We start from the raw sequence: 10,169 nt of genomic DNA on the forward strand, positions 1-10,169 counted from the left end.
GCCCAAAGTTACCGCCAAGTCACGCCGTTCGGGCATGTCGGGGGCGTTGTTTGATATCCTGAGAGCCCGTGGACAGTTCGACCACACCTCGAGCCACGGGAGCCCCTTTGCGCAGCGCATCGCAAACCAAGCATCTGTTCGTCACCGGCGGTGTCGCCTCCAGTCTCGGCAAGGGGCTCACGGCCTCCAGCCTCGGTCGCCTGCTCAAGGCACGCGGTCTCCGGGTCACCATGCAGAAGCTCGACCCGTACCTCAACGTCGACCCCGGCACGATGAACCCGTTCCAGCACGGCGAGGTCTTCGTCACCGACGACGGCGCGGAGACCGACCTCGACGTCGGACACTACGAGCGCTTCCTCGACACCGACCTGCACGGCTCGGCCAACGTCACCACCGGCCAGGTCTACTCCAACGTCATCGCCAAGGAGCGGCGCGGCGAATACCTGGGCGACACCGTCCAGGTCATCCCGCACATCACCAACGAGATCAAGGACCGCATCCGGGGCATGGCCGCCCCCGACGTCGACGTGGTCATCACCGAGGTGGGCGGCACGGTCGGCGACATCGAGTCGCTGCCGTTCCTGGAGGCCGTGCGCCAGATCAGGCACGAGGTCGGCCGCGACAACGTGTTCTTCCTGCACGTGTCGCTGCTGCCGTACATCGGCCCGTCCGGCGAGCTGAAGACCAAGCCCACCCAGCACAGCGTGGCCGCGCTGCGCAGCATCGGCATCCAGCCCGACGCGATCGTGCTGCGCTCCGACCGCCCGGTGCAGACCGCCATCAAGCGCAAGATCAGCCTCATGTGCGACGTGGACGAGGACGCCGTCGTCTCCGCCGTCGACGCCGCCTCCATCTACGACATCCCCAAGGTGCTGCACTCCGAGGGCCTCGACGCCTACGTCGTGCGCCGTCTCGGCCTGCCCTTCCGCGACGTCGACTGGAAGGAGTGGGAGCAGCTCCTGCGGCGCGTGCACCGTCCGGCCAAGGAGGTCACGATCGCGCTGGTCGGCAAGTACATCGACCTGCCCGACGCGTACCTGTCGGTCACCGAGGCGCTGCGCGCCGGCGGGTTCGCCAACGACGCCCGCGTCAACATCCGCTGGGTCAAGAGCGACGACTGCGAGACCCCCGACGGCGCCGAGCGGGAGCTCGACGGCGTCGACGGCGTGCTGATCCCCGGCGGGTTCGGCGTGCGCGGCATCGAAGGCAAGATCGGCGCCATCCGCCACGCCCGGGAGAACAAGGTCCCGCTGCTCGGCATCTGCCTCGGCATGCAGGGCATGGTCATCGAGGCCGCGCGCCACATGGCGGGCATCCAGGACGCCAACTCCGCCGAGTTCGACCCCGACACCAAGCACCCGGTCATCTCCACCATGGCCGACCAGGAAGACGTCGTGGCCGGCGAGCGCGACATGGGCGGCACCATGCGCCTGGGCAGCTACACCGCCAAGCTCGGCGAGGGCACCCTGGCCCGCCAGCTCTACGGCGGCAAGGCCAAGGCCGACGAGCGCCACCGCCACAGGTACGAGGTGAACAACGCCTACCGCGAGCAGCTCGAGAACGTCGGCCTGGTCTTCTCCGGCCTGTCGCCCGACGGCCGTCTCGTCGAGTACACCGAGCTGCCCGTCGACGTGCACCCGTTCTTCATCGGCACCCAGGCGCACCCGGAGTTCCGCTCCCGCCCGACCCGCGCCAACCCGATGTTCAAGGGACTCATCAACGCCGCCCTGACCTACGCCGACAGCCGCGTGGCTGCCAAAGTAGGCAAGTGACCTTTCAACGGCCAGAAGCGAGCGCGAACATGATCCAGGACACGCCCGAGTCGTGGGACGTCGTCGAAACCCGGCAGCGGTTCAAAGGCCGGGTCATCGAGGTCGTCACCGACACCGTGCGGATGCCCCGCGACCAGGTCGCCGACCGCGACTACGCGGTGCACCCCGGCTCGGTCGCCGTGCTCGCGCTCGACGCCGCCGACCGGGTGCTGCTCATCAGGCAGTACCGCCACGCCACGCGCCACCTGCTGTGGGAGCTGCCCGCCGGGATCCGCGACGTGGCAGGCGAACCGCTCGTCACCACCGCCGCCCGAGAGCTCGCCGAAGAGGCGGGCTACCGGGCCGGCACGTGGCACACGCTGGTCGATCTCTACACCTCGCCCGGCATGTCCGACGAGCGGATCCGGGTGTTCCTGGCCCGCGACCTGACCGAGATCCCCGAGGCGGAGAACGACTTCGTTCACCACCACGAGGAGATCGACATGCCGGTCGAGTGGATACCGCTGGCCGACGCGGTCGAGAAGGCGCTCATGGGAATGATCCACAATTCCCCGGCCGTGGCCGGTATCCTCGCCGCATATGCGGCTTCGGTTGAGGGGTTCGCCCTGTTGCGCCCCGCCGACGCCCCTGAGGCGTGACGGAAGGACCATTCGTGGAGGCGGTGCTCTCCAGCTACCTCGCCCATCTGGCGGTGGAGCGGGGCCTGGCTGCCAACACGCTCGCGTCCTACCGCCGTGACCTGCGGCGCTACGTCGAACATCTGCAGGCACGCGGGCGGCTGGGGCTCGACGAGGTGGGGGAGTCCGACGTACGGGGCTTCCTCGCCGCGCTGCGCGAGGGCGACGGCGAGCACCCGGCGCTCGTGGCCAGCTCGGCCGCGCGCGCCGTCTCCGCCGTGCGCGGCCTGCACCGCTTCGCCCTGCGCGAAGGCGTCACCGCGCACGACCCGGCGCACCAGGTCCGCCCGCCGCGCCAGCTGCGCCGCCTGCCCAAGGCCATCGCCGTCGACGAGGTCGAACGCCTCATCGCCGCCTCCGGCCCCGACGGCGCGCCGCTGACCCTGCGCAACCGGGCCCTGCTCGAAGTCCTGTACGGAACCGGCGCCCGCATCTCCGAAGCCGTCGGCCTGGCCGTCGACGACCTCGAGGACGACCAGGTGCGCCTGCGCGGCAAGGGCGCGCGCACCCGGGTCGTGCCGCTCGGCAGCTACGCCCACTCCGCGCTCGACGCCTACCTGATCAGGGCCAGGCCCGGCCTGCTCGCGCACGGCCGCGGCACCCCCGCCGTCTTCCTCAACGCCCGCGGCGGCCGTCTGACCAGGCAGGGAGCCTGGGAGGTGCTGCAGGCCGCGGCAGAACGCGCCGGGCTCGCCGGGATCTCCCCGCACGTCCTGCGCCACTCCTTCGCCACCCACCTGCTCGACGGCGGCGCCGACGTCCGGGTGGTGCAGGAGCTGCTCGGTCACGCCTCGGTCACGACCACGCAGGTCTACACCCTGGTCACGGTCGACAAACTTCGCGAGGTGTACGCGGCGGCGCATCCACGCGCCCGGCAGTGATCTATAGTCTTTTGCGCGTGAGCGGTGCCCCCGGCGTGCCGCCTTGCCGCGTTAAGTGGTGACGCCATAGTGTCCGTCCGGACGGTCCGGTTCGGGATCGTCAGGGAGGTTCGAGCTGGTGACTGTGACGACCAAGGGTTCGACCCAAGGGACCCCCGACAACCCCTGGGGCGACACGAAGACCAACGCGCCTTCGAACGGCGTCAATCTGGGCCCCACCCAGCGCCCCCGGCCGGTGTTCCCCGAGCCGGTGCCGCCCGCCGTGCACGGGCCCGCGCGCGTCGTGGCGATGGTGAACCAGAAGGGCGGGGTCGGCAAGACCACCACCACCATCAACCTGGGCGCCGCGCTGGTCGAATGCGGTCTCAAGGTGCTGCTGGTCGACTTCGACCCGCAGGGCGCGCTCTCGGTCGGCCTGGGCATCAACCCGCTGCAGCTCGACCTGACCGTCTACAACCTGCTCATGGACCGCGGCGTCACCGCCGAAGACGTCCTGCTCGAAACCGGCGTCGAGGGCCTCGACCTGCTGCCCAGCAACATCGACCTGTCGGCCGCCGAAGTCCAGCTCGTCACCGAGGTAGCGCGCGAGCAGGTGCTCGGCCGCGTGATCAAGCCGCTCCTGCCGCACTACGACGTCTGCCTCATCGACTGCCAGCCCTCGCTGGGCCTGCTCACCATCAACGCGCTCACCTGCGCGCACGGCGTCATGGTGCCGCTGGAGTGCGAGTTCTTCGCGCTGCGCGGCGTCGCCCTGCTCATGGACACCATCTCCAAGGTGCAGGAGCGGCTCAACGACGAGCTGGAGATCGAGGGCCTGCTGGCCACCATGTACGACGCCCGCACCCTGCACGGGCGCGAGGTGCTGGCCCGCGTGGTCGAGGCGTTCGGCGACAAGGTGTTCCACACCGTGATCAACCGGACCGTCCGCTTCCCCGACGCCACCGTCGCCGGCGAGCCGATCACCACCTTCGACCCGTCCTCGCTGGGCGCCAACGCCTACCGCGAGCTGGCCCGCGAGGTGCTCTCGCGCTGGCCGGCGCCTGCGACAATGGCCAGGTGACCGCAGAACAGACCGAACCCCAGGGTTTCCAGGTTCACCTGGACGTCTTCGAGGGCCCCTTCGATCTGCTTCTCGGCCTCATCGCCAAGCACAAGCTCGACATCACCGAGGTCTCGCTCTCCAAGGTCACCGACGAGTTCATCTCCTACATCCGTTCCCGCGGCCCCGAGTGGGATCTCGACCAGACCAGCCACTTCCTGCTGGTCGCCGCCACGCTGCTCGACCTGAAGGCGGCCAGGCTGCTGCCCACCGGCGAGGTCGAGGACGAGGAAGACCTGGCCCTGCTGGAGGCCCGCGACCTGCTGTTCGCGCGGTTGCTGCAGTACAAGGCGTACAAAGAGGTGACCAAGGTCTTCGCCGGCCAGATGGCCGAGGAGGCGCTGCGATACCCGCGCACGGTGCCGATGGAGCCGCAGTTCGCCAATCTGCTGCCGGAGCTGATCCTCGGCATCGGGCCCGAGCAACTGGCCCGCATCGCGGCCAAGGCGTTCGCCCCCAAACTGCCGCCCACGGTCAGCGTCGGGCACATCTACCAGCCGCTGGCCAGCGTCAAGGAGCAGGCGGCGCTGCTGGTGGCCAAACTGCGCCGGCTGCGCCGGGCCACCTTCCGCACGCTGGTGTCCGACTGCGAGGGCACGTTCGAGGTGATCGCCAGGTTCCTGGCGGTGCTGGAGCTGTTCCGTGAGTCGGCGGTGACGTTCGAGCAGGTCGAGCCGCTGGGCGACCTGCACGTGACGTGGACGGGGGCCGACGACGGGGAGGTCGCGGTGGGGGACGACTACGAGGAATCGGCGGAGAGAACAGCTGATGAGTGACAAGGCCAAGAAGGCGCTACCCGCCTGGATGACCCTCCCCGGCTCCCTGGCCACCCCGGACACACCCGAGGGGGGTTCTCCGGGCACGGACGCTCCTGACGCGGATGCTTCGGGGACGGATGCTGCGGGCGCGGCGGACGCGGCCGCGCCGGGCGCGGGTCGCCAGGATGTGGACCTCCCGGGTGTGGACCATCCGGATGCGGGGCTCCCGGATGTGGCGCCCTCGGGTGTGGACCATTCGGGTGTGGGTCGCCAAGATGTGGGCCTCCCGGGTGTGGGCCTTTCAGGTGCAGGTCGCCAGGATGCGGGACTTCCGGATGTAGGCCTCCCAGGCGCGAGCCTCCCGAGCGCGGACGGCCCGGTTGCGGGCCCCTCGGGTGAGGGCCTCGCGGACGTGGCCTCCTCGGGTGCGGGCCTTCCGGACGTGGGCCACTCCGGCGCCGGGTCGGCGGGGAGTGGTACGGCGGGGCTCGGCGCAACGCGCGCGCCCGATGAACCCGAGGGCCAGGAACCCGAGCCCGCCTCCGAGCCCGAGCCCGAGGCGGTGGCCCAAGAGGTCCGTGAGGTTGCTGAGGCCTATGAGACCGCTGAGACCGATGAGGCCACTGGGGGCAGCGAGGCCGCTGGGGCTGTCGCAGACGGTGGGGTGACGCTGGAGGCGGGGCTTGAGGCTATCCTCATGGTGGTTGATGAGCCTGTGGCCGAGGTGACTCTGGCGCAGGTGCTGGAGCGGCCCACCCATGAGGTGGCCGCGGCGCTACGGCGGCTGGCCGCGGAATATACGGCCGCCGGGCGGGGTTTTGAGTTGCGGGATGTCGCGGGTGGTTGGCGCTTTTACACGCGCGCCGACTGCGCGCCGCTGGTCGAGCGGTTCGTACGCGACGGCCAGCAGACGCGGCTCACTCAGGCCGCGCTGGAAACACTCGCGGTCGTGGCCTACCGGCAACCGGTGAGCCGCGCCCGTGTGGCCGCGGTACGCGGCGTCAACAGCGACGGCGTCATGCGGACGCTGGTCGCCAGGGGACTGGTCGAAGAGGCCGGGACCGACCCGGAGAGCCAGGCAGTGCTCTACCGGACAAGCTCATACTTCCTTGAACGTCTGGGACTGCGGGACCTGAGCGAGCTCCCCGAGCTCGCCCCCTTCCTCCCGGACGACGTGGAAAATCTCGAGGAGACGACAAAGTGATCAACAGGCGAAGCACCCCGTCCGGTGATGGACGCGGTCGTGGACGCTCCGGCGGCGGCGCGGGTGGCGCCGGCCGTGCGGGCGGCGCGGGCCGCGCAGGCGGCACGGGCCGAGGCGGGCGTCCCGCCTTCCGCTCGGGTTCGGGCCGTTCCGGCTCGGGTTCGGGCCGTTCGGGTTCCGGCGACTTCCGTGGCGGCTCCCGTCGCGACGACTCCCGCCGTGACGACTTCCGCGCCGACTCGCGCGGCCACCGCGACGACTCGCGCCGTGACTCCCGCGACGAGTCCAGGCGCGACGACTTCCGTGGCGGCCCCCGCCGCGACGACTCGCGCAGGGACGACTTCCGCCGCGACGACTCACGAAGGGACGACTCACGGAGGGACGACTCCCGCCGTGACGACTTCCGTGGGGGCCCCCGCCGCGAGGACACGCGCGCCGGCGGGTTCCGCCGTGACGACCGCGACCGTGACCGCGACAGGGACCGCGACCGTGACCGTGGTCGCGATGGTGAGCGCGGGCGCGGCTTCGGACGCGACTTCCGGGGCGAGTCCAGGAGCGAGGGCGGGTTCGGCGGAGGCTACTCACGCGACTCCCGCGATTCTCGTGACTCCCGCGACCGCGACTCCCGTGACTTCCGCGGTGGCTCTCGCGACTCGCTGAGGGCCGACAGCAGCGGGTCCCGCGCCCGCTACGGCCGCACGCCCGGCCGCGACGACCGCGCCGGCTACCGCCCAGAGAGCCGTGACGACCGTTCCGGCTACCGCCCCGCGGGCCGTGACGACCGTTCCGGCTACCGCCCCGCGGGCCGTGATGACCGTTCCGGTTACCGGGCCGAAGGCCGTGACACGAACCGGGCCGAGCGGAGCGGGTTCCGTGCCGACCGCTCGGGACGCAGGGAGGACGCGGCGCCGCGGCCCACGTCGTCCACCAGGTCCAGGTACGGCCGTCGCGACGACGCCGGCCGCCCCGCCCAGCGGCGGGACGGCGTCCAGACCATCGGCGGCGACCGGCGGCGTGAGCCGGGACGGCAGGGCGGCGCCGGGGCGCCGCAGCGGGACCGGTTCAAGACGGCCCGCCAGCCGATGCGCGACCGTGACTTCTACCCCGAGGGCTACACCGACGAGCGTGACACCACCGAGGTCCCCGGCGGCGTACGGCTGCAGAAGGTGCTCGCCCAGGCGGGCGTGGCCAGCCGGCGCGCCTGCGAGGAGATGATCGGCGACGGCCGGGTCACGGTGAACGGCCAGGTGGTGCGCAGGTTCGGCGCCAAGGTCGACCCGGCGGCGCAGGTCATCCACGTCGACGGCAAGCGCATCCCGACCGCCCCCGACCTGGTCTACTACGCGATCAACAAGCCGATCGGCGTCGTGTCCACGATGGACGACCCGCAGGGCCGCCCGTGCCTGGCCGACTACGTCCAGGAGCTGGCGCCGCGGCTGTTCCACGTGGGCAGGCTCGACACCGAGACCGAGGGCCTGCTGCTGCTCACCAACGACGGCGAGCTGGCCAACCGGCTCACCCACCCGAGCTACGGCGTGCAGAAGAAGTACTGGGCCAAGGTGCCCGGGCCGATCCCGCGCGACCTGGGCCGCAGGCTCAAGCAGGGCATCGAGCTGGAGGACGGCATCGCCAGGGCCGACAGCTTCGCCATCGTGGAGGAGCACGCCCAGCAGGCGCTGGTCGAGATCGTCCTGCACGAGGGGCGCAAGCACGTCGTCAGGCGCATGCTGGAGGAGGCCGGGCACCGCGTGATCGACCTGGCCAGGATCGAGTTCGGCCCGATCAAGCTGAACCGCACCAAGCCGGGCACCGTCAGGGCGCTGTCCCTGCACGAGGTCGGCGAGCTGTACGCGGCCGTGAAGCTGTAATCTGGCCGGAACGCAGGAGCCCGTGCGCATCTCCGCACGGGCTCTCCGTTTATGGAAGGGGACGAACCACATGGTGCGGGCGATCCGGGGCGCGATCCAGGTGGACTTCGACGACCGCGACTCGATCGTCGAGGCGACGACCGAGCTGGTCTCCGCGATCATGGATCGTAACGAGCTGACCACCGACGACGTGATCAGCGTGTTGTTCACCGCGACGCCCGACCTGACGGCCGAGTTCCCCGCGCTGGCCGCGCGCAAGCTGGGTTTCCACGACGTGCCGCTGATCTGCTGCACCGAGATCGGCGTGCCTGGCGCGCTGCCCCGGGTGGTGCGGCTGATGGCGCACGTGGAGACGGACCGGCCGCGTTCGGAGATCCAGCACGTCTATCTGCGCGGAGCCGTGGCGTTGCGCCAGGACATCGCGCAGTAACCGCTTCTCCACCCCCCTAGCAGGCACTCGAATCAGGACAAGCACAATGGACTCCGAACTCCGTACCGTGCTCGTGGTGGGCACCGGTCTCATCGGCACCTCCGTGGCCCTGGCGCTGCGGCAGAAGGACGTGCGCGTGTTGCTCGCCGACCGCGACCAGGGTGCCGTCCGGCTGGCCAGGGAGCTGGGCGCGGGGGAGGAGTGGCAGCCGGAGCGCGGCGAGCCGGTCGACCTGGCGGTGATCGCGGTGCCGCCGGCGCACGTCGCCGACGAGCTGCTGGAACTGCAGCGGCGCGGCACGGCGGCCGCCTACACCGACGTGGCGAGCGTGAAGGCCGAGCCGATCGAGCGCGCGGCCGAGCTCGGCTGCGACCTGTCGGCGTACGTGGCCTCGCACCCGCTGGCCGGGCGGGAGAAGTCGGGTCCCGGCGCGGCGCGGGCCGATCTGTTCCTCGGCCGTCCGTGGGCGCTGTGCCCGACGCCGCAGGCGGCCCCGGCGGCCAAGGCGGCGGTGCTGCGGCTGGTCGAGCTGTGCGGGGCCAACCCGGTCGAGGTGGACGCGGGCGACCACGACCGCGCCGTGGCCGTGGTGTCGCACGCCCCGCACGTGGCCGCCTCCGCGGTGGCCGCCAGGCTGGCCGACGCCACGGAGGTGGCGCTGGGGCTGGCCGGTCAGGGCGTGCGCGACGTGACCAGGATCGCCGGCGGCGACCCCGGCCTGTGGCTGGGCATCCTGTCGGGCAACGCCTCGCCGGTGGCCGAGGTGCTGGAGGCGGTGGCCCACGACCTGGCCGAGGCGGCGACGGCGCTGCGCGCGCTGGCCGAGGGCGACGGCACGGCCGGCGACGACCTGGTGCACCTGCTCAAGCGCGGCGTGGCGGGGCACGGCAGGATCCCGGGCAAGCACGGCGGTCCCGCGCCCGCGTACGTGGTGGTCCAGGTGGTCATCGGCGACCGTCCCGGGCAGCTGGCCCGGCTGTTCCAGGTGTGCGACGAGGTCGGGGTCAACGTCGAGGACGTCCGGCTGGAACACGCGCCCGGGCTGCCGCTGGGCATCGCCGAGCTGTCCGTCCAGCCGGACGCGGCGAGCGTGCTCACGGCCGCGTTGCACGAGCGCGGCTGGCAGGTCCCCTGACCCCGGTTCGCCCGTAGGTCAAAGCTCACCGGAACCCGCTGATTATTTGGGCAATGTTAGGAGCTATCTGTCGGGGTTGATCACTAGTTACACTCCTGTCGGAGATCGGCCGCTTACGTGCGGCCGCTCACTCGTCACCCAACGGGGAGGGTCAACGGTCCTCTTCGGCGTACCCGGGTGACCTTTGACGCCTCCTCGTGGACCGGCGGGTGCACGCGGCCTCGACGAGGAGGTAGTTCGTGTCATCCAGTCCCCGAAGGATCGCTTCGGTGGCCATCGGCCTGAGCATGGTCGTGGTCATGAGCCCGGCGGCGGCGCAGGCCACGTCGCCACCCACCCCACCCC

9 protein-coding genes are annotated in these 10,169 nt (G+C 71.2%); all 9 read left to right on the plus strand.

Going from position 1 to position 10,169, the window contains the following annotated elements; translation table 11 throughout:
- The first annotated feature begins 107 nt into the window (after positions 1–107).
- A complete protein-coding gene (locus tag HII36_RS21265) occupies positions 108–1,772 on the plus strand; it encodes a CTP synthase (RefSeq protein WP_173524983.1) in 1,665 nt (554 codons plus the stop codon).
- Between the two features lie 29 nt (positions 1,773–1,801).
- Complete coding sequence (locus HII36_RS21270; RefSeq protein ID WP_173524984.1) at positions 1,802–2,410, plus strand: NUDIX domain-containing protein; 609 nt, start codon at positions 1,802–1,804, stop codon at positions 2,408–2,410.
- 14 nt (positions 2,411–2,424) lie between these two features.
- A complete protein-coding gene (locus HII36_RS21275; RefSeq protein WP_173524985.1) occupies positions 2,425–3,330 on the plus strand; it encodes a site-specific tyrosine recombinase XerD in 906 nt (301 codons plus the stop codon).
- A gap of 118 nt (positions 3,331–3,448) precedes the next feature.
- A complete protein-coding gene (locus HII36_RS21280) occupies positions 3,449–4,390 on the plus strand; it encodes a ParA family protein (protein ID WP_328807807.1) in 942 nt (313 codons plus the stop codon).
- Positions 4,387–5,205: a segregation and condensation protein A gene (locus HII36_RS21285; protein ID WP_328807808.1), complete on the plus strand. Its 819-nt coding sequence runs from the start codon at positions 4,387–4,389 to the stop codon at positions 5,203–5,205. The genes HII36_RS21280 and HII36_RS21285 overlap by 4 nt, the downstream gene beginning before the upstream one ends.
- Positions 5,206–5,749: 544 nt before the next feature.
- Complete coding sequence (gene scpB, locus HII36_RS21290) at positions 5,750–6,391, plus strand: SMC-Scp complex subunit ScpB (protein ID WP_407940821.1); 642 nt, start codon at positions 5,750–5,752, stop codon at positions 6,389–6,391.
- Positions 6,388–8,259 carry a pseudouridine synthase gene (locus tag HII36_RS58715; RefSeq protein ID WP_328807809.1) on the plus strand — a complete coding sequence of 624 codons (1,872 nt, stop codon included), beginning with the start codon at positions 6,388–6,390 and terminating at the stop codon, positions 8,257–8,259. Before scpB ends, HII36_RS58715 begins: the two co-directional genes overlap by 4 nt.
- 70 nt (positions 8,260–8,329) lie before the next feature.
- Positions 8,330–8,689, plus strand: a complete 360-nt coding sequence (aroH, locus tag HII36_RS21300) for a chorismate mutase (RefSeq protein ID WP_173524987.1) — start codon at positions 8,330–8,332, stop codon at positions 8,687–8,689.
- A 46-nt stretch (positions 8,690–8,735) separates the two neighbouring features.
- A complete protein-coding gene (locus HII36_RS21305; RefSeq protein WP_173524988.1) occupies positions 8,736–9,824 on the plus strand; it encodes a prephenate dehydrogenase in 1,089 nt (362 codons plus the stop codon).
- Positions 9,825–10,169 lie beyond the last annotated feature (345 nt).

The organism is Nonomuraea antri (assembly GCF_013283785.1).
GTDB classification, from domain to species: Bacteria; Actinomycetota; Actinomycetes; order Streptosporangiales; family Streptosporangiaceae; genus Nonomuraea; species Nonomuraea antri.